Here is a 19,815-nt window from a genome sequence, read left to right as displayed (position 1 = left end):
AAAAACTATTCGAAAAACTATTCGGTTCTGGCCGGACGGCGGTGGCTGAGCGCCTGGGCGATCCAGTTCAGTACGTCAGCGGTCACTTCATCGCGGTTGCTCTCGTTGAACAGCTCATGCCGTGCCTGCGGGTAAATATTCAATTGCAGGTTCTGGCTGCCGGCCGCGCGTAGCGCATGAGCCAGATCTTTGAGACGCTTACCTTCGCTTACCGGATCACATTCGCCGCCTATTACGAGCAAGGGCAGGCCCGGATCGACCTGGGCGAGATTGGACGCTTTGCTGATTTGCTGCAAGCCGCCGAGCAAATCGATCCACAGCTGATTGGTACAGCGAAAGCCGCAGAGCGGGTCGTTGGCGTATTTATCGACTTCGAGCGGGTCGCGGCTCAGCCAGTCGAATCGCGTGCGCGCCGGTTTGAATTGCTTGTTGAACGAGCCAAAGGACAGGAACTCGATCAACGCGCTGCGCCCCTTCGGCCCCTGACGCAACCGTTCGAGACGGGCAATCTGCCGCGCCGCGCGATAAAGCGCCACGGGCTGGAAGTTCGAACCACTGAGAATCGCCCCGTGCAGGCTGGCGCTGTGATGCAGCAGATAGGCTTGGGCGATGTAGCTGCCCATGCTGTGGCCAAGCAGCACAATCGGCACCCCGGGGTGCTGCTGGCCGATGTGCTGGTTGAGGCTGGCCAGGTCGCCGACGACCTTGCACCAGCCATCGTCATCAGCGAAATGGCCCAGTGTCCCGTTTTCGGCAGTTTTGCCATGTCCACGCAGGTCCGGCGCGCAGACACCGTAGCCCTGCTCGCAGAGTTTTTCTGCCAGACGCCCGTAGCGACCGCTGTGCTCGGCCATGCCATGGGCCAGCAGAATCACGGCTTTTAAAGGCGTGGCGGGCAACCATTGGTTGACGAAGAGGCGGCTGTGGTCAGACGCGGTCAGCCAGAAAGTGTCGTGGATCATGGCGATTCCTTTGCACGATGTGGTTGCATTGTATAGCGCATCCCTCGCCCGGCGTCTGATCAGCCCACAGCACGCTAGGAAGATTCACACGATCAATGACGGTGTTGGCCGTATTTGCCTGATTCGCCATAGCTGCTAGTGTCCGTGAAGCTCCGCTTTTCACTTTTTGTTTTTTCAGAAGTGACAGAAAAGTGGCCGAGGTGATTCAGGTAAAGAGGACAAGAACAATGCAACCTGATTTCTGGAATGACAAACGCCCGGCCGGCGTGCCCCTGGACATTGATCTTGGGGCTTACAAGTCGGTGATCGAGGTGTTCGAGCGTTCCTGCAAGAAGTTCGCGGATCGCCCGGCGTTCAGCAACATGGGCGTGACCCTGACCTACGCCGAACTCGAACGCCACAGCGCTGCCTTCGCCGGTTACCTGCAAGCCCACACCGACCTGCTGCCGGGCGATCGCATCGCGGTGCAGATGCCCAACGTCCTCCATTACCCGATAGCGGTGTTTGGTGCCTTGCGCGCCGGGCTGATCGTGGTCAACACCAACCCGCTGTACACCCCGCGGGAGATGCGTCATCAGTTCAAGGATTCCGGTGCCCGGGCGCTGGTCTACCTGAACATGTTCGGCGCCAAGGTTCAGGAAGTGCTGGCCGACACCGACATCCAGTATTTGATCGAAGCGAAGATGGGCGACCTGATGCCCACCGCCAAAGGCTGGCTGGTCAACACGATGGTGAGCAAGGTCAAGAAAATGGTCCCGGACTATTCCTTGCCCCAGGCTATTTCCTTCAAAAGCGCGCTGCGTCTGGGCCGGGGCCTGGGCATCAAGCCACTGAGCGTCGGCCTCGACGACATCGCGGTGTTGCAATACACCGGCGGCACCACCGGTCTGGCCAAGGGCGCGATGCTCACTCATGGCAACTTGGTGGCAAACATGCAGCAGGCGCGGGCGTGCCTGGGGCAGTTCGGCGACGACGGTCAGCCGCTGCTGCGCGAAGGGCAGGAGGTGATGATCGCGCCGCTGCCGCTGTACCACATCTATGCATTCACGGCGAACTGCATGTGCATGATGGTGACCGGTAACCATAACGTGCTGATCACCAATCCACGGGACATCAAAGGCTTTATCAAGGAACTCAAGAACTGGCGGTTTTCGGCATTGCTGGGGCTCAACACATTGTTCGTGGCGCTGATGGATCACCCGGACTTCAAGACCCTCGACTTCTCCAGCCTCAAGCTCACCAACTCCGGCGGCACCGCGTTGGTCAAGGCCACCGCCGAGCGTTGGGAACAGCTCACCGGTTGCCGCATCACCGAAGGTTACGGCCTGACCGAAACCTCACCGGTGGCCTGCACCAACCCGTATGGCGATAAGTCGCGAATCGGCACGGTCGGCCTGCCGGTGCCGGGCACTACGCTCAAAATTATCAATGATGACGGCATTGAGCAGCCGTTGGGCGAGCGGGGCGAGTTGTGCATCAAGGGCCCGCAGATCATGAAGGGCTACTGGCAGAAACCCGAAGCCACCGCCGAAGTGCTGGATGCCGAGGGCTGGTTCAAGTCGGGTGACATCGCGGTGATCGACCCGGACGGTTTCGTGCGTATCGTCGATCGCAAGAAAGACATGATCATCGTCTCGGGCTTCAACGTGTACCCGAACGAAATCGAAGACGTGGTGATGGCTCACCCGAAAGTCGCCAACTGCGCAGTCATCGGCGTGCCGGACGAACGTTCGGGGGAAGCGGTGAAGTTGTTTGTGGTGGCTCGTGAGTCGGGAGTCAGCCTTGAAGAGTTGAAGGCGTACTGCAAAGAAAACTTCACCGCCTACAAAGTGCCCAAGCATATTGTGTTGCGTGAGTCGTTACCGATGACGCCGGTGGGCAAGATCTTGCGGCGGGAGTTACGCGATATCGCGTAATGAATTGTTAGCGAAGCTACAGCAAAAAGGGGCGACCAAATGCGGTCGCCCCTTTTTTTGTATTCGCTGTTTGGCTGTAAGGCTTGTTTTAGAGCGTTTTCTGTCGCTATAGAATCTTTGCTCTAAAAAAGACCATTGATTGGTCTTGAGTCACTAATATGACTGTGGAGGCTGTTTTGGGCTCTAGGCGGCCCTTTGCAAAGCTGCTACTCTCGGCGCGCTTTGTGACATCTCGGCTATATAAAAGCCAGACTCACCAATAAAAAACATACACCAATAATAATCGCATCAAATGCGGTGATGAATTCGCGTTGCTGAGGAGTGGGCTTCCATGATCGAAGACTTTTGGAAGGATAAGTACCCTGCCGGGATTGCTGCCGACATCAATCCAGACGAGTATCCGAATATTCAGGCAGTGTTGAAGCAGTCCTGCCAACGCTTCGCCAACAAACCGGCATTCAGCAACCTGGGCAAGACAATCACCTACGGTGAACTGTACGAATTGTCCGGTGCCTTTGCCGCTTACCTGCAACAGCATACCGACTTGCAGCCCGGTGATCGAATCGCCGTGCAACTGCCTAACGTGTTGCAGTACCCGGTCGCCGTATTCGGTGCGATCCGCGCCGGGCTGATCGTGGTCAACACCAACCCGCTGTACACCGCGCGGGAGATGGAACACCAATTCAACGACTCCGGTGCCAAAGCCCTGGTCTGCCTGGCCAACATGGCGCATCTGGCCCAGACCGTGGTGCCGAAAACCGGCGTCAAGCACGTCATCGTCACCGAAGTCGCCGACCTGCTGCCGCCACTCAAGCGCCTGCTGATCAACAGCGTCATCAAGTATGTGAAGAAGATGGTCCCGGCGTATCACTTGCCCAAGGCCGTCAAGTTCAACGACGTGCTGAGCAAGGGCCACGGCCAGCCAGTGGCTGAAGCCAACCCGGACAGCGGCGATGTCGCGGTGCTGCAATACACCGGCGGTACCACCGGCGTAGCGAAGGGCGCAATGCTGACCCACCGCAACCTGGTGGCGAACATGCTGCAGTGCAAGGCGCTGATGGGTTCCAACCTTAATGAAGGTTGCGAGATCCTGATCACGCCGCTGCCGCTGTACCACATCTATGCCTTCACCTTTCATTGCATGGCGATGATGCTGATCGGCAACCACAACATCCTGATCAGCAACCCACGCGACCTGACGGCGATGGTCAAGGAACTGTCGAAGTGGAAGTTCAGCGGTTTCGTTGGCCTGAACACCTTGTTCGTGGCGCTGTGCAATAACGAAGCGTTCCGCAAGCTGGATTTCTCGGCGCTGAAGGTCACCCTGTCCGGTGGCATGGCCCTGCAACTGGCCGCCGCCGAGCGCTGGAAAGCGGTCACCGGTTGCGCCATCTGCGAAGGTTACGGCATGACCGAAACCAGCCCGGTGGCCACGGTCAACCCGATCCAGAACATTCAGGTCGGCACCATCGGTATTCCGGTTCCATCGACCCTGTGCAAAGTCATCGACGATGCCGGTGTTGAACAGCCGCTAGGCGAAATCGGCGAACTGTGTGTGAAAGGTCCGCAAGTCATGAAGGGCTACTGGCAGCGTCAGGAAGCCACCGATGAAATGCTCGACAGCGAAGGCTGGTTGAAGACCGGTGACATCGCGCTGATCCAGCCTGATGGCTACATGCGCATTGTCGATCGCAAGAAAGACATGATTCTGGTCTCGGGTTTCAACGTATACCCGAATGAACTGGAAGATGTGCTCGCGACCCTGCCGGGCGTGCTGCAATGTGCAGCCATCGGTATTCCGGACGAGAAGTCGGGCGAGGCGATCAAGATCTTCATCGTTGCCAAGCCGGGCGTCACGCTGACCAAGGAAACGGTGATGGAGCACATGCGCGCCAACGTCACCGGGTACAAGGTCCCGCGTTCCGTTGAGTTCCGCGATGCGCTGCCGACCACCAACGTCGGCAAGATCCTGCGCCGCGAACTGCGCGACGAAGAGCTGAAAAAGCTGGGCCTGAAGAAGTAAGCCCCGCGTAAAACACAAAAGCCCCGCAGATGCGGGGCTTTTTGTTTGCCCGAAATATCAGGCGCGCTCTTGTGGGTAAAGAGCTTTCTGTGGCGAGGGGGCTTGTCGGAATGCCGCACCACCCCGTTGGGGTGCGAAGCGCCCCTAAAACCTGCAACCGCGGTGCATCAGGTGCACCGCATAAGATGGTTTTACGACTGCTTCGCAGCCGAACGGGGTGATGCGGCATTCCGACAAGCCCCTCGCCACAATGGTCCGCGTTGGCTTTTAGAGTCGGAACGGCGCGAAGTTGACGTTGGTGCCCGCCGGACGCATGTCCTGCAGGTACGAGTCCTTGTCGGCGCTCAGTTCCAGGCTCAGGGCTGCTTTGCGTTTGCCTTCATTGCGCACCACCAGGCCTTCGAGCTTCTCGCGCAGGAACACCGTCGGCACTTTCAGGTGCACCAGTTCGTCGGTGTCCGGTGTGTGCATCAGCAGGTGAACCCATTCGTACTGACCAACGGCAAGGCGCGCTACCGGGATGTCGAACCACCAGATGTTGCGATTGCGGTTCAATTCGGTGAAATGGCAGTTGTTGACGCCAAGCACAGCACCGCCGAGCTCCAGGTTTCTGCGGGCAATGGCCTGCTTTTTATCGAGTTTCATAACATTCCTACGGGATTGGATCTTCAGCGCCATGGCCTGAATACGTTGCGCATTCTCGGGGTTGGACGGCAAACATAAAGCCCAACCTGCGCGCAGCGATGAAATGTCGCGTTAAAAATAAATGAAACTCCGTGCAAACGCTGCCGGTCAATCTTTGTGTAACGACTATGCCCTTTGAATTGTTCACAGGAGAAACACCATGAGCAGCACTGGCGATAAAGTTAAAGGCGTGACAAACGAAGCGGTCGGCAACGTCAAGCAAGGCGTCGGCAAGGCCACTGACAACACCAAACTGCAAGTTGAAGGCAAGATGCAGGAGAAGAAAGGCGAGGCACAGCAAGCAGTCGGCAAAGCCAAGGACGCGATCAAGAAAGCGGTCGATAAGTCCTGACGTGCCGCCCCTTCAAGGCACACTGAAACGGCCATCCGCGGATGGCCGTTTTTGCGTCAGCCGCCCCGGTTAAAACAACGAAATTGTTTCAGAGTCGCCAAGTAGGCTACTTTGATGTAGAAAACGGCCTCTGAGTCGCCCCGACTTCAACCTTTTTGCGGCGAAAGGAGACGCTAATGATTTTCCCGGACATGAAAGGTCTGCCCCTGCACCACGTGATGGTGCGTACGGTCAAAGAGTTCATCGACGATGAAATGTCGACCTACGCCTCGGCGCTGGCCTATCAAATGCTGTTCTCGTTGTTCCCCTTCATTCTGTTCCTGATTGCCCTGATCGGTTTCCTGCACCTGCCGGACTTCTTCTCCTGGCTGCGTCTGCAATCGGAACTGGTATTGCCGCCCCAGGCCCTGGAACAAGTGAACCCGGTCATTGATCAACTCCAGCAATCCAAGGGGGGTTACTCTCGGTCGGTATCGTCATCGCCCTGTACACCGCTTCTGCCGGTGTGCGGCTGATGATGAACGCGATGAACGCCGCCTACGATGTGGTCGAGGGTCGTCCGCTCTGGAAGCGTTTTCCACTGTCGATTTTCTACACCGTCGGCATTGCTGGCATGCTGCTGGCCGCTGCCGCATTGATGGTGCTCGGGCCGCAGGTGATGGGCTGGATCGCGTCGCAGGTCGGGCTGGAAGATTTCATCGTCACGGTTTGGACCATCGCGCGCTGGCCGGTCATCGTGATCCTGATGATGGTCGCGGTGGCATTGATCTATTACGTCATGCCTGACGTCAAACAAGAGTTTCGCTTCATCACCCCAGGCTCGGTACTGGCCGTGGTGGTGTGGATTATCGCGTCGTTGGGTTTCGCGTTTTACGTCAAGACCTTCGCCAACTACAACGCCATGTATGGCAGTATCGGCGCGATCATCGTGCTGTTGCTGTACTTCTACATTTCCTCGGCGGTGCTGTTGCTCGGCGCGGAGATGAATGCGGTGATCGAGCATATGTCGAGCGAAGGCAAGGACCCTGGCGAAAAGGTCCCTGGCGAGAACGACGAACCCAAACAACACGTTTCGGGACTGGGACGGGACCACTCGCTCAAACCGACCTCTGACGAAGCCTGAACATGATCCGTGAAATCCTGAAAATGGGCGATGAACGCCTGCTGCGCATTGCCCCTCCCGTGCCGGCCGAAATGTTCGACAGCCCCGAGTTGTGGCAACTGATCGACGACATGTTCCAGACCATGGAAAGCGTGGGTGGCGTTGGCCTGGCCGCGCCGCAGATCGGCGTCGACCTGCAACTGGTGATCTTCGGTTTCGAGCACAGCGAACGCTATCCCGACGCCGAAGCCGTGCCGCAGACGATTCTGATCAACCCGCTGATCACGCCGTTGAGTCCGACCCTGGAAGAGGGCTTCGAAGGTTGCCTGTCGGTGCCCGGCCTGCGCGGCGCGGTGGATCGTTACCAGCACATTCGTTATGAAGGCGTTGACCCGAGGGGCCAGCCGATCGTGCGTATTGCCTCGGGGTTTCATGCGCGGGTGGTGCAGCATGAGTGCGATCATTTGATCGGTCGGTTGTACCCGTCGCGGATCAGTGACTTCACTAAGTTCGGCTTCACTGAAGTGATGTTTCCGGACCTCGACCCCAACGCCGACGACTGAATCACCACAAAACAATGTGGGAGCGGGCTTGCTCGCGAAAGCGGTGTGTCAGGCGAAAAGATATCGACTGACACTCCCTCTTCGCGAGCAAGCCCGCTCCCACAGTTGATTTAGGTGTGCTCTGAATCTTTATTTCGCGGGTTTGATGAACCGCAACGTCATCCGGTCCGACTCACCAATCGCCAGATATTTAGCCTTGTCCTTCTCCCCCAACGTCAACGTCGGCGGCAAGGTCCAGACGCCTTCAGGGTAATCCTTGGTGTCCTTCGGGTTGGCATTGATCTCGCTTTGTCCCTCAAGCTTGAACCCGGCATCGGTCGCTAGTTTCACCACATACGCCGTGGTCAGGTAACCGCTGTGCTTGATGTCCTCCAGCGACGCCCCGTCCTTGGCCCGATGATCCACCACACCGAGCACGCCACCCGGTTTCAACACCTTGAAGAACGACTCGAACATCAACGGCGCCGTGTCCGCCAGCACCCAGTTGTGCACGTTGCGAAAGGTCAGCACGGTATCGGCTGAACCGGGTTTGCCCAACACCGGGGCCTTGGGGTCGAACTCGACCACCCGGGCCTTGGCATATTGGGCAGGCGCGACGGCGAATTTCGTCTTCAGCGTTTCTTCGTTCTTGCGCGCCGAGTCACTGACCGTCGGCGCCTGGACAGCGGCAATATAGGTGCCGTGATCCTTGAGCAGCGGGGCGAGCAATTCGCTGTACCAACCGCTGCCGGGGGTGATTTCGATGACTGTTTGATTCGGCCGCAAACCGAAGAATTGCAGACTCTGGTGCGGGTGACGGTAGACGTCGCGCACCACGTTCTGCGGCGCGCGCCAAGTGCCTTTTAGCACCTCGGCGTATTGCTTGGCCGAGACGGGTTGCGTGTCGGCAGCGTGAGCCAAAACAGGGGCGAGCAGGGCGGTGAGGGTCAAGGCGAGTAGGGCAGGTTTCATGGCGCATCCTGGCGAAGTCGAAGTCGACCACGAGGCTAGCACGCAGCCATCGACGGGCGATCACACATTATCGATGGTCGACCTCGCCAACGGTTCTAAGCCCATGGCGATCATGGGTTTGCTACGCGCGTAACGGCTCAAGCGCTCGACCATGGCGTAGGGCATTTGCGGGTCGAAATAAAAGCCGCGACGCTCGTAAAATCCGCGCAAATCCGGGTGGCAGAACAGCCACGCCGGGCTGTCGAGGTCCTTGACGGCTGCGGCGATCAGCGCCGCCGCCACGCCTTGCTCGCGACAGGCCGGATCGACAAACAACCCCGTCAACCAATGCCCGCCCGACACGGGGCGCAAGCACAGCGCGGCGACGATTTCCCCGCGCCTGGCCACCCAGAGTTGAGCATCGCGCACCGCTTTCATTGGCGATTGGTGGGCGCGGTAAAACTTGTTCATCAACGGCCATAACGGCTCGTCGAGCAAGGTGTATTGGGTGTCTGGCATGGGCTTTGGCTGTCGGTTGGCTGAGCGGGCGATTATAAAAGAACGCGAGCGGCGCGATAGGTGTATACCTGACTTCACATCCCGTATGAGTGGAGTACGTATCATGGCCAAAGGCATGGATTCAAAGAAAGCTGCGAAGAAAAAACCGGCAAAAACCGCCGATGAAAAGCGCGCGGACAAGAAGGCCAAGAAGGTGGACGTGTTCGGGCACTGAGACCTGAATCACCCTGTGGCTAAGGGGCTTTTTGTGGTGAGGGGGCTTGCCCCCGTTGGAGCGCGAAGCGCTCCCCTGCGGTTGACCTGAAGAATGGTCATCGCCTTTGCGACTGCTGCGCAGCCGAACGGGGGCAAGCCCCTCGCCACAAATGCTTAACCAACACACTCTGACGACCTAACCAAATAATCTGCAAGATTTCCCCACGCTATTGCACAGAGAGGGACAAGTCCCGTTCTGAGCAAAGCCATGTCCCATTACTTCGACGCCGCCCATCGAGAAGAAATCGAAACCCTGCGCCAACGCCTGACCGCTCGCACCGAATGGCCCACCTGGTTGTTGCTGATTGGCGTGTACGCGGCCTGGTTCAGCATTGTCTTGGCCAGTGACCGGCTGGGCCTTTGGTGGAGCACGCTGTTGCTGATTCCGTTGGTGGTGCTCTGGTTGTCGGTGCAACACGAATTGCTCCACGGGCACCCCACGCGCAGGCTGGCCCTGAACAAACTCCTCGGTTACGCACCGTTTGCAGTGTGGTTTCCGTACACCCTCTATCGCGACAGCCATTTGCTGCATCACCACGACGAAGACCTGACCGTCCCCGGTCGCGACCCGGAAAGCCGTTACCTCAGCGCCGCGCACTGGCAACGCAGCTCGGTGTTCAAACAGGCCCTGCACCGGCTGAACAAAACCGTGCTCGGGCGCGTCATGGTTGGCGCGCCCATGGCGTTGCAGGCCCTGGCCCGCAAAGAACTGCGACGCCTGCGCACGGGCGAGCGCCAAGCCTGGCTGATGTGGTTGACCCACAGCACGCTTACGGTGTTGATGCTGGCGTTCATCGCGCACTTCAGCGTGCTGCCGGTGTGGCATTACCTGTTGCTGATCAGCGTGCCGGCGCTGTCGATTGCAATGATTCGCTCCTACTATGAACACCGCCCGAACGCCCAACCCGAGCAACGTACCGTGCTCAATGAAGCGGCGTGGCCGTGGAGCTGGCTGTTCCTGAACAACAACCTGCACCTGGTGCATCACGACTTGCCGAGCCTGCCCTGGTATGACTTGCCCACGGCTTATCACGCACGTCGTGAGCAATGGCTGGCGCGCAGTGGCGGGTTTTTGGTGCAGGGTTATGGGCAGTTGTGGCGCCAAAATGGCGTGAAGGCGATCGACAGCCCGCAGCATCCATTCTATTGATTGAAGGTGATCCCTTGTGGGAGCGGGCTTGCTCGCGAATGCGGCGTATCAGGCACCCAAGATGTCGACTGACACAGCGCATTCGCGAGCAAGCCCGCTCCCACATTGGATATTCGTTGTATGGGAGATTTCGATGACACAACGCATCGCCGAACTACTGATGTACGTCGCCCCCGAGCCAATCCGCCAGGCCAATGAAGTCTGGCTGACCCGAATGATCGAGCGACTGGGCGTGTCCCGCCAAACCGCCGAAGGGCTGTCACTGCCAGACCTCTGGTGCTCCCCGAACCTGCTGCTGACCCAAACCTGCGGCTATCCGCTGATGACCTTGTTACGCGGTCAGGTCCGGGTCGTTGGTCGCCCGCGTTATGAACTGCCGGACAGCAACACCGGCAACCATTGCAGCCTGTTGCTCTGCCGCGCCGACGATCCGCGCCGCAGCTTGCCGGCCTTTCACAACAGTCGCGGGGTGATCAACGACGAAGGATCCAACAGCGGCATGAACCTGCTGCGTCATCGACTGGCGCCGTTGCACCGCGACGGCCAGTTCTTCGCCAGTGTCGGCATCAGCGGTGGCCACCGCGAAAGCCTGCGCTGGCTGCGTGAAGACCTGGCTGACCTGGCGGCCATCGACAGCGTGACCTTCGCCTACCTGGCGCGGCACGCCGAAGCGGAAGTGGCCGGCTTGCGCGTTATCGCTCGAAGTGCCTTCAGTCCGACCTTGCCTTACATCACCGCTGCCAGTGCCAGCGATGAGCAGATCGAGAGGCTTCGGCGGGTGATGAATGAGGCGTTGCGGGAGTTGCCGGACGTTGCCGAGATCCTGGGTTTGCGAGAGGTGTTACCCGCGACGGAAAGCGACTATCAGATCGTGCTCGATTACCAGCAAGAGGCCGAGGCGTTGGGGTATGGGCGGTTGCGTTAGGTACGATCTTTTGACTTTATCTCTTTAAATTCCATAATCGAATATAAAAATGCCTTTTAAGTCTTATTAAAGAATAAGGCTCTTGGCTAGAATCGCGCCACCGGATCACCGGACATTCAGCGACCCCTAACCCCAGGAGCCCCTATGTCCGGCGCCGACCTTTCCCATCGTCACCACGTGGGCGGATTGTTCCGCGCGCATTACGCCTGGCTGTGCGCACGGTTGCGCCGGCAGTTGGGCGCCAGCGCAAGCGTCGAAGACATTGCCGCCGAAACCTTCACCCAACTGCTGGAATCCCCAGGGCTGACGCCAATTCGCGAGCCCCGCGCCTTGCTGACCACCATCGCCCAGCGCTTGATCTATCAGCTTTGGCGCCGCCGGGATCTGGAGCGCCAGCACCTCGATCAATTGCAGCAACTCGACCCGCATCAGGCGGGATCGCCCGAAGACCTGCTGCAACTGACCCAAGCCTTGCATGGCCTCGACCGCACGCTTGAACGCTTGCCGGGCAAGGTCCGGGCAACGTTCCTGTTGTCGCGAATCGATGGCCTGACCTACCCGCAAATCGCCGCGGAACTGGGCATTTCCCAGCGTTCGGTCAGCGTCTACATGACCCGCTCCCAGGCTTTGTGCGTCCAGCACAGCGCCAATGAATCCATCAATCGAACACCTTTGACCCAGAGGTCCGCATGAGATCGATCAAAACCCTGCTCGGCAGTTCGCTGCTGGCCCTGAGCCTCGTGGCTACCCACGTTCCTGCCGCCGAAAAACCCACGCCGATCCACTTTGGCGACATTGCCTGGGAAAGCGGCAGTTTCATCACCGAAGTCCTGCGACTGATCGTCGAGAAAGGTTACGGCTACCCGACCGACACCTTGCCCGGCAGCACCGTCAGCCTCGAAGCGGCGCTGTCCAAGAACGATATCCAGGTGATCGGCGAAGAATGGGCCGGGCGCAGTCCGGCGTGGGTCAAGGCCTCGGCCGAAGGCAAAGTGTTCGGCCTCGGCGACACGGTCAAAGGCGCCACCGAAGGTTGGTGGGTGCCGGAATACGTGATCAAGGGTGACCCGGAACGCGGCATCAAACCGTTGGCCCCGGAGCTGAAGTCCGTTGCTGACCTGGCCCGCTACAAGGACGTGTTCCGCGACCCTGAAGACCCGAGCCGCGGGCGCTTTCTCAATAGCCCTACTGGCTGGACTTCGGAGATCGTCAACAGCCAGAAACTCAAGGCCTATGACCTGACTGCCGACTACGTCAACTTCCGTACCGGCTCCGGTGCGGCGCTGGATGCCGAGGTGGCGTCGTCGATCCGCCGTGGCAAACCGGTGCTGTTCTACTACTGGTCGCCGACACCGTTGTTGGGCCGTTTCAAACTGGTGAAACTTGAAGAGCCGCCGTTCGATGCCGAAGCCTGGAAGACCCTGGCCGATGCCAACAACCCGCATCCGAAGGGCACCCGTTCAATGCCGGCCAGCTTGGCGATTGGCGTGTCCGCGCCGTTCAAGACGCAGTACCCGGACCTGGTGGCGTTCTTTGAAAAGGTCGACTTGCCGATTGGTCTGCTGAACCAGACCCTGGCGCAGATGAGCGAAAAACGTCAGCAACCGCGTCAGGTGGCCGAAGCGTTTTTGCGTGATCAGCCGCAGGTATGGAAGGCTTGGGTGCCGGGGGAGGTGGCGACCAAGGTGAGTGGGAGTTTGTAGGTTCTTTCTGATGTTTTTGTGGTGTTTGAGCGATAGCCTTCGCGAGCAAGCCCGCTCCCACATTGGATTTTTGGTGTTCACAAAGTCTGTGTTCACTGGAGATCCCCTGTGGGAGCGGGCTTGCTCGCGAATGGCCTTCAGCCCTACGCCAATTCCGCCGCCAACGCCGCTTTCACCGTCGGACGCGCATCAATCCTTGCCTGAAACCGCGCCAATGCTGGCCATTCGTTTAGATCGATGCCAAAAAAACCGGTCCAGCGCAACACCGTAAACAGATACGCATCGACAACACTGAACCCACCCGCCATCAAATAATCCTGTCGCTCCAGCGTCTGGCTCAACACCCCAAAACGCTTGAACAGTTTCGCCTTGATCAGCACTTTCACCTCATCGGGAAACTGCGCATTGAACAATGCACCGAGCCCGCCATGAATCTCGGTCGAGACGAAGTTCAGCCATTCCTGCAATCGCACTCGCTCGAAACTCCCGTTCGCCGGCGCCAGATTCGCTTCGGGCCGCAGGTCCGCCAGGTATTGCAGGATCGCCGGGCCTTCGGTCAACACCTCGCCGTTGTCCAGTTGCAGCGCCGCGACGTAGCCCTTGGGGTTGATGGCGAGGAAGTCTTCACCGGCGACGGTTTGCTTGGTGCTGTTATCGACACGAATCAATGCGAAGGGCAGACCCAGTTCGCGCAACACAATGTGCGGCGCCATCGAACAGGCTTGGGGTGCGTAATACAACTTCATGGGCAGGGCTCTGGTTGGGGGTTTAGGCCAGTGTCATAGTGCGCGCCGGGCTTCGTAAAATTAATCTTTCAGAACACTGCCATAAGGACAGCTACTGCCATGATGAATCTGATGCATTGGCGAATGGTGGTGGCGGTGGCCGATACCGGCAACATCACCCGGGCGGCCGAGCGGGTCGGCATGACGCAGTCCGGCGCCAGTCAGGCGTTGGCGCTGATCGAGGAGACCCTGGGCGTTCAACTGTTCAGCCGGGAAAACCGCCAGACCCTGCCGACCGCCATCGGCCTGCCGGTGATCGAGCAGGCACGCACCATGCTCGGTGCCCTGGAGAACATTCGCAGCACCGTCGATGCCGCCAGGGACGTCCAGCGCGGGAGCATTCGGCTGGCCAGTTTTCCGATGGTGCTGGCAACGTTTCTACCGCCGCTGCTACGCCAGTTCAATCGTCTCTACCCCGGCATTCAAGTAGTGGCCCTGGAAGTCAGCGACGATGAAGTCGAAACCTTGCTCGAAGCCGGTTTGGTGGATGTCGGCGTGGTGTTGAACCCGGCGTCCGGGCGCAGCGTCGGGCGCTTGGGGCGCGATGCCTGGGTGGCGGTGCTGCCCGCCGGCCACCCTCTGGCGCGTGGCTGCATTGAAGACGGTATCAGTCTCGCTCAATTGGTGGCGCAACCCTTTGTACTGGCCACCGGCGGTTGTTCGACCAATGCCCGCAGCCTGGCGGCCGACGCCGGGTTGCAATTGCTGGACGTGCGGGCCGAGGTCCGCGAGTGGAGCAGCGCGTTCACCCTGGTGCGAGAAAACATCGGGGTGACGCTGGTGCCAGAAATGACACTGCCAGCCAATCGCCAGGGCCTGCGGGTTGTTCCGTTAACCCCGCGGATCGATCGCGAGTTTGCCCTGGTGGTGGCGGCACACAAGGCACCGTCGGCCGCAGTACAAGCGTTGCTGGGCATGCTCGCCGATCAATGATCGGCAATGAATGGATGCTGAACCGATTTTGTGCTGAATACTGGCCGACTAATGGCATTGCATCCGACATTTCACTGGCTATGCTCAGTCGTAACTAACTATTTCAGTCGCAAAAATGAATGGTTCGTGACTGCAAAAGTGAGCCCGTGACATAAGCCGCAGAGTGCGCAACTCAAGGCACCGACACTGAACAACATGGAGCCATCCGGTAAATGGAGTTACTTAGCAAAACGTTAGGTTGGCCCGACCGGGCTATCAAGAGAAGGATGCCTTGATAAGAGCGTCGCAGCAGGGACTCTCCGATTAAACATCATTTATCACCTGACAAATCCTTCCTGTGGAGGGATGCGTGCGCCTGTTCCGTGGAACGTAGTGGTGGATCTTGAAAGACCAAGAACTTTCATCAATCAAAAAAACGCGCTTAAGGTGATAGAGCCATGTTCAACCTACATCACAAGGCTGACTTGCTGGAGATCGAACGCTTCAACTGTGCATTGACCGAGACCAACGCCAAGTTGGCGGCGGTCAGTCGTTCGATGGCGATGATCGAGTTCAGCCCCGAAGGCATCGTGCTCGACGCCAACGAAAACTTTTGCGCCGCCATGGGCTACAGCGTCGAAGAAGTTCGCGGTAAACACCACCGCATTTTCTGTGAAGAAGCGTTCTATCGCAGTGAAGCCTACGCCAAGTTGTGGCGCGACCTCGCTCGTGGCGAACCGGTCAGTGGCACCTTCCTGCGATTGAACAAGGCGGGCAAAGAGATCTGGCTTGAAGCCAGTTACATGCCGGTATTCGGACCCGATCGCCAGATTAAAAGTGTGATGAAAGTGGCCTCGGACATCTCTGGCCGAATCTATAAAGAGCACGAAGAGGAGAGCATGCTGGCGGCCATCGGGCGGTCCATGGCGGTAATCGAATTCACCCCGGACGGTCGCGTTATTACCGCCAATGAAAACTTCCTCAAAACCATGCATTACTCGCTCCACGAAGTAGTGGGTCAACACCACAGCCTGTTCTGCCACCGTGCCGAAGCCGAGTCCGCGCAGTACAAAGCGTTCTGGGCGTCACTCAATCGCGGCGAATATCACTCGCACCGTTTCGAGCGCAAAGACAAGTACGGTCATACGGTATTCCTGGAAGCGTCCTACAACCCACTGTTCGATACCAAGGGCCGGTTGTACAAAGTGGTCAAGTTCGCCAGCGATATCACTCAACAGGTCACGACCCTGCAAACCGCCGCGGAATCGGCCCACAGCACCTCGGTACAAAACGACGCCTGTGCGCAGAAAGGTTCCCTGGTGGTTCAGCAAACGGTGCAGATCATTCAGGACATTTCCCGCGACCTCAACGAAGCGGCCCTGAGCATCGATGCGGTGAGCAAGCAGTCCGACATCATCGGCACCATCGTCCAGACCATTCGCGGCATCGCCGACCAGACCAACCTGCTGGCGCTCAACGCCGCGATCGAAGCGGCCCGGGCCGGGGAGCATGGGCGCGGGTTCGCGGTGGTGGCGGATGAAGTCCGCAGCCTCGCGGCCCGAACCAGTCAGGCAACGCTGGAGATTGTCGAGGTGGTGCGCAAAAACCATGATTTGTCGCTGAGCGCGGTGTCGAGCATGCAATCGAGTTTGAGCCGAACCGGGCTAGGCGTGGAACTGGCGAACGAGGCGGGGGAGGTGATTCTGGAGATTCAGCAAGGGTCGCGGCATGTGGTGGATGCGATCAGTCAGTTCAACTCAACCCTGCAACTGAACTGATCCCAGGAACACCGCAAATCAAATGTGGGAGCGGGCTTGCTCGCGAAGGCGTAATTACATTCAACATCTACGTTGACTGTCATACCGCTTTCGCGAGCAAGCCCGCTCCCACAGGTTTTGTACTTTGGCTTACAGCGAAGCAAGAAACTTGTCAGTCGCCTGAGTCGTGTCACTCGAGGTACTGCTATTTGCTTTCTCTGTCTGCGCCACTTTCATTTTATCTTCGAGGCGCTGGGCGATCTCTTTGCCGATGGCCAGTTGTTGCGCCGGTGGCATGGCACTCAATTGGTCTTCGGTAATGCCCATCCCTTGCAGGATACTGTCGCGCATCCGCTGTTCCGGGGATTTGCTCATGTAGTCCTTGAAGTCGGTCATCGCAGTGCTGTCGGTGGACTTGGTGGTGGAGTCATCCGGGACAGCGGTTTGCAGGCCTACGCGGGTTTTGGCGAACGCTTCATCAACGTTGTCGCTGATGGTGCTCGCGGCGCTGACTTGTTGGGTGGCAGATGTCAGTCCGGAGGCCTGGACGTTGGTGCTGTCCTGCTTGATCTGCGCGACGGTGTTCTGCGCGTTCTGGATCAAACCACTGTACAGCGCGCTGGCGGCGGCCGTGGTCGGGTCCATGTCCGTGCGTTGCGTCGGTTGAATGATGGAAGCTTTCTGGGCGTTGACCAACATGATGGGTAAGCCTGTAGGTAATTGCTGTCGGGTGTGTCGGAGCAATTAGCGTGCCGTCGCTGAATCGCCCTGTATTTGGGGCGTTTGAGCGACGGCAGCGGTCAAACTTTGCCGCTGGGCGGCAACCGCGCAGGCGTCAGCGGTGAGCAATGTTCTCCAGTGCCAGGTTCCGGGTGCGCGGCCCGAAGTAGCCGATGGTGATCATCACGATCAGCATGCTGCTGACAATAAACGCCAGCACCCCCGGCGTGCCGAAGTGTTCGAGAAAGATCCCGATCAGCAAACTGCTGAACACCGTCGACAAACGGCTGAACGAATAGCAGAAGCCCACGGCCCGGGCACGGATGTTGGTGGGGAACAGTTCGCTTTGGTAGGAGTGATAGGCGAAGCTCAGCCAGGCGTTGCAGAAGGTGATCATCACCCCACAGACGATCAGTCCGACAGCGCTGGTCTGCAGCGCGAACAGCGTGCCGAAGGTCATGGCGCCCAAGGCCGAACCGACGATCTGCCATTTGTTCTCGAAGCGGTTGGCAAACTTCACGAACAGCAGCGGCCCGAGCGGGTAGGCCAGCGTGATGATGAAGGCGTACATCAGGCTGTGGGTCACGCTCACGCCTTGGCCCGAAAGCAGCGCCGGCAACCAGTTGCCGAAACCGAAGAAGCCGATGGCCTGGAACACGTGGAAGACAATCAGCATCAACGCCCGACGACGATAGGGTGGCTGCCAGATATCGGCAAAACGGCCCGGGCCCTGAACGTCGACCGCCGCGAGTTCCGGCTCGTCCAGTGGCTTGCCCTGATCCTTCACACAACGCGCTTCGACGCCATCCAGAATCCGGCTGGCCTCATCAAAACGGCCATGCTGGGCCAACCACCGCGGCGACTCCGGCAAGCGCGAACGCAACCACCAGATGAACAAGGCAAACACCGCACTGGCCAACACCACCCAGCGCCAGCCGGAGACCCCGAACGGCGCCTGCGGCACCAGCCACCAGGACATCAGTGCCACCGCCGGCACCGACAGAAACTGCACGAAAAACGCGAAGGCAAACGCCGAACTGCGCATGCGTTTGGGCACTAATTCCGAGAGGTAGGCGTCGATGGTCACCAACTCAATGCCCAGACCAATGCCCACCAGAAAGCGCATGCAGATGATGCCCAATGCCGAACTCTGCACGCCCATGGCCACGGTCGCGATGGTGTACCAGATCAGCGCAAACGTGAAGATCGCACGCCGCCCGAAGCGGTCAGCCAAAGGGCTCAGCAAGCTCGCGCCAAGGAACAGTCCAAGAAATGTCGCCGAGGCAAACGCTGCCTGATCGGAGAAACCGAACACACCCTGACTGCCGGTGGCGAAGATCCCGTCGCGGATCAGGCCGGGGCTGATGTATGCGGTCTGGAACAGGTCATACAGCTCGAAAAAACCACCAATCGACAGTAATGCCACCAGTCTCCATATCGTGGAGACGGCGGGGAGGCGGTCGATGCGGGCGGAAATCTGTGCGGCACGAACAGGGTCGATGCCGTCTGACTGAGCAGCGGCGGGGGAGTGAGCAGGCATGGGCTGATCCGATTTTTGTTGAAGAGGAAGCTTAGCCTGCTATCGGAAATGAATGGTTGTGAATCTTGGCGGCGTTATCCCGAAACTCGCTTATTTATTGCAATAACGGCTTACGTTTTAAGGGGTTATGGCGCGATCGGGATATCAAACTCGCGAAACGCATCATCCACTGGCAGATAACCGAGCACCCGCGTGGTTTCACTGAGATCGAGACGTTTGAACCGGTTGTTGGAAATCCCATGGGCGATCAGGTGCTGCACGCCTTCGACTTCCACGGAACGCTGCAGCAACTGCACCGCATCCCGAGGACTGAGCCAGGCGCTCAAGTCTCGGGCGTTGGTCAGCTCATGACGATCCGGGAATTCGAATGCGCCGATGCGAATGGCGATGGTCGAGAGCCCGCGTTTTGTGGCGTAAAACGCGCACAACGCTTCGCCATAACATTTGCTGACGCCATACAGATTGGCCGGCATGACCTGCATGCCAGGGGTGATCTGCCGGTCCACCGGGTAGCCTTCGATGGTTTGCGCGCTGCTGGCGAACACCAGTCGCTTGCAACCCGCCGCCACTGCCGCTTCGAACAGGTAGGTGGTGGCCAGAATGTTGTTGGGCAACAGTTCATCGAAGGTCGCGGTGGCGTGGGGGATTCCGGCCAGGTGGACGATGACGTCGATGCCTTTCAGCGCTTCACTTATGGCGGTGGGATCGGTCAGATCCACCCGTGCAAAGCGGTGGGGAGCCTCGATTGGGAAGTCGGGTTTGATGCGATCAGTCAGCACGAAGGTGTAGCGATCCTTCGAGGCTTCGAAAAAGGTTTTGCCGATTCTGCCGCAGGCACCGGTCAGCAGTACGTTGAGTCCGTTCATGAATCTCTCTTTTTGGAAAAGGGGCGGTGGTAATGCCGATCAGTTAAGCCTGACACCGAACCAGTGGCGAGGGAGCTTGCTCCCGCTGGGCTGCGAAGCGGCCCCTCTCTTTATCCAAAAGAAGGGGACTGCTGCGCAGTCCAACGGGAGC

The 19,815-nt window shown here is 58.7% G+C and carries 18 protein-coding genes and 2 pseudogenes; 12 read left to right on the top strand and 8 right to left on the bottom strand.

Features of this window, described 5'->3' with window-relative positions:
* Positions 1 to 17: 17 nt before the first annotated feature.
* Positions 18 to 962 (bottom strand): alpha/beta hydrolase, encoded by a 945-nt coding sequence (locus tag RHM58_RS00800; RefSeq protein WP_201206085.1) that lies wholly within the window; start codon positions 960 to 962, stop codon positions 18 to 20.
* A 227-nt stretch (positions 963 to 1,189) separates the two neighbouring features.
* Between RHM58_RS00800 and fadD2 the strand changes: the two genes are divergently transcribed.
* Complete coding sequence (gene fadD2, locus RHM58_RS00795) at positions 1,190 to 2,878, top strand: long-chain-fatty-acid--CoA ligase FadD2 (RefSeq protein WP_201206083.1); 1,689 nt, start codon at positions 1,190 to 1,192, stop codon at positions 2,876 to 2,878.
* Between the two features lie 331 nt (positions 2,879 to 3,209).
* Positions 3,210 to 4,901 (top strand): long-chain-fatty-acid--CoA ligase FadD1, encoded by a 1,692-nt coding sequence (gene fadD1 / locus RHM58_RS00790; RefSeq protein ID WP_322269435.1) that lies wholly within the window; start codon positions 3,210 to 3,212, stop codon positions 4,899 to 4,901.
* 267 nt (positions 4,902 to 5,168) lie between these two features.
* Here fadD1 and RHM58_RS00785 read toward each other — a convergent pair whose 3' ends face one another.
* Positions 5,169 to 5,546: a hypothetical protein gene (locus RHM58_RS00785; protein WP_322269434.1), complete on the bottom strand. Its 378-nt coding sequence runs from the start codon at positions 5,544 to 5,546 to the stop codon at positions 5,169 to 5,171.
* A 199-nt stretch (positions 5,547 to 5,745) separates the two neighbouring features.
* Here RHM58_RS00785 and RHM58_RS00780 point away from each other — a divergent pair, with 199 nt between their 5' ends.
* The 3 genes and pseudogenes from RHM58_RS00780 (at position 5,746) to def (ending at position 7,602) form a co-directional block, all read left to right on the top strand.
* Complete coding sequence (locus RHM58_RS00780) at positions 5,746 to 5,937, top strand: CsbD family protein (RefSeq protein ID WP_201206077.1); 192 nt, start codon at positions 5,746 to 5,748, stop codon at positions 5,935 to 5,937.
* Between the two features lie 176 nt (positions 5,938 to 6,113).
* Positions 6,114 to 7,060 (top strand): annotated as a pseudogene (locus tag RHM58_RS00775) (YihY/virulence factor BrkB family protein).
* 2 nt (positions 7,061 to 7,062) lie between these two features.
* A complete protein-coding gene (gene def, locus RHM58_RS00770) occupies positions 7,063 to 7,602 on the top strand; it encodes a peptide deformylase (protein ID WP_201206073.1) in 540 nt (179 codons plus the stop codon).
* A 129-nt stretch (positions 7,603 to 7,731) separates the two neighbouring features.
* Here the strand turns inward: def and RHM58_RS00765 are convergent, their stop codons facing one another.
* A complete protein-coding gene (locus RHM58_RS00765; RefSeq protein ID WP_322269432.1) occupies positions 7,732 to 8,553 on the bottom strand; it encodes a class I SAM-dependent methyltransferase in 822 nt (273 codons plus the stop codon).
* Positions 8,554 to 8,613: 60 nt separating this feature from the next.
* Positions 8,614 to 9,051, bottom strand: coding sequence for a GNAT family N-acetyltransferase (locus RHM58_RS00760; protein WP_322269431.1), 438 nt, complete (start codon positions 9,049 to 9,051; stop codon positions 8,614 to 8,616).
* A gap of 463 nt (positions 9,052 to 9,514) precedes the next feature.
* Between RHM58_RS00760 and RHM58_RS00755 the strand changes: the two genes are divergently transcribed.
* The 4 genes from RHM58_RS00755 to RHM58_RS00740 all read left to right on the top strand — a co-directional run bounded on the left by RHM58_RS00755 (position 9,515) and on the right by RHM58_RS00740 (position 13,084).
* Positions 9,515 to 10,456: a fatty acid desaturase gene (locus tag RHM58_RS00755; RefSeq protein WP_322269430.1), complete on the top strand. Its 942-nt coding sequence runs from the start codon at positions 9,515 to 9,517 to the stop codon at positions 10,454 to 10,456.
* A gap of 133 nt (positions 10,457 to 10,589) precedes the next feature.
* Positions 10,590 to 11,381, top strand: coding sequence for a phosphate/phosphite/phosphonate ABC transporter substrate-binding protein (locus tag RHM58_RS00750; RefSeq protein WP_322269429.1), 792 nt, complete (start codon positions 10,590 to 10,592; stop codon positions 11,379 to 11,381).
* A gap of 144 nt (positions 11,382 to 11,525) precedes the next feature.
* Complete coding sequence (locus RHM58_RS00745) at positions 11,526 to 12,074, top strand: sigma-70 family RNA polymerase sigma factor (RefSeq protein ID WP_322269428.1); 549 nt, start codon at positions 11,526 to 11,528, stop codon at positions 12,072 to 12,074.
* Positions 12,071 to 13,084, top strand: coding sequence for an ABC transporter substrate-binding protein (locus tag RHM58_RS00740; RefSeq protein WP_201206062.1), 1,014 nt, complete (start codon positions 12,071 to 12,073; stop codon positions 13,082 to 13,084). Before RHM58_RS00745 ends, RHM58_RS00740 begins: the two co-directional genes overlap by 4 nt.
* Positions 13,085 to 13,227: 143 nt before the next feature.
* Here the strand turns inward: RHM58_RS00740 and gstA are convergent, their stop codons facing one another.
* Entirely contained in the window at positions 13,228 to 13,830 is a 603-nt protein-coding gene (gstA, locus tag RHM58_RS00735) for a glutathione transferase GstA (protein WP_322269427.1), read from the bottom strand.
* Positions 13,831 to 13,929: 99 nt separating this feature from the next.
* Between gstA and RHM58_RS00730 the strand changes: the two genes are divergently transcribed.
* The 3 genes and pseudogenes from RHM58_RS00730 (at position 13,930) to RHM58_RS33840 (ending at position 16,559) form a co-directional block, all read left to right on the top strand.
* Entirely contained in the window at positions 13,930 to 14,802 is an 873-nt protein-coding gene (locus RHM58_RS00730) for a LysR family transcriptional regulator (protein WP_322269426.1), read from the top strand.
* A 437-nt stretch (positions 14,803 to 15,239) separates the two neighbouring features.
* Positions 15,240 to 16,016: pseudogene (locus RHM58_RS33845) on the top strand (PAS domain-containing protein); the annotation flags it as partial.
* 84 nt (positions 16,017 to 16,100) lie between these two features.
* Entirely contained in the window at positions 16,101 to 16,559 is a 459-nt protein-coding gene (locus tag RHM58_RS33840) for a methyl-accepting chemotaxis protein (protein WP_416195310.1), read from the top strand.
* Positions 16,560 to 16,688: 129 nt separating this feature from the next.
* Here the strand turns inward: RHM58_RS33840 and RHM58_RS00720 are convergent, their stop codons facing one another.
* The 3 genes from RHM58_RS00720 to RHM58_RS00710 form a co-directional block, all read right to left on the bottom strand.
* Positions 16,689 to 17,237 carry a hypothetical protein gene (locus RHM58_RS00720; RefSeq protein ID WP_322269424.1) on the bottom strand — a complete coding sequence of 183 codons (549 nt, stop codon included), beginning with the start codon at positions 17,235 to 17,237 and terminating at the stop codon, positions 16,689 to 16,691.
* A gap of 136 nt (positions 17,238 to 17,373) precedes the next feature.
* Entirely contained in the window at positions 17,374 to 18,798 is a 1,425-nt protein-coding gene (locus RHM58_RS00715) for an MFS transporter (protein ID WP_322269423.1), read from the bottom strand.
* Positions 18,799 to 18,923: 125 nt separating this feature from the next.
* Positions 18,924 to 19,664: an NAD-dependent epimerase/dehydratase family protein gene (locus RHM58_RS00710; protein WP_322269421.1), complete on the bottom strand. Its 741-nt coding sequence runs from the start codon at positions 19,662 to 19,664 to the stop codon at positions 18,924 to 18,926.
* Positions 19,665 to 19,815 lie beyond the last annotated feature (151 nt).

This window comes from Pseudomonas sp. 10S4, assembly GCF_034344865.1.
Lineage (GTDB): Bacteria > Pseudomonadota > Gammaproteobacteria > Pseudomonadales > Pseudomonadaceae > Aquipseudomonas.
Note: the sequence above shows the minus strand (reverse complement) of the source record. Positions and strands in the feature narration are given on the sequence as shown.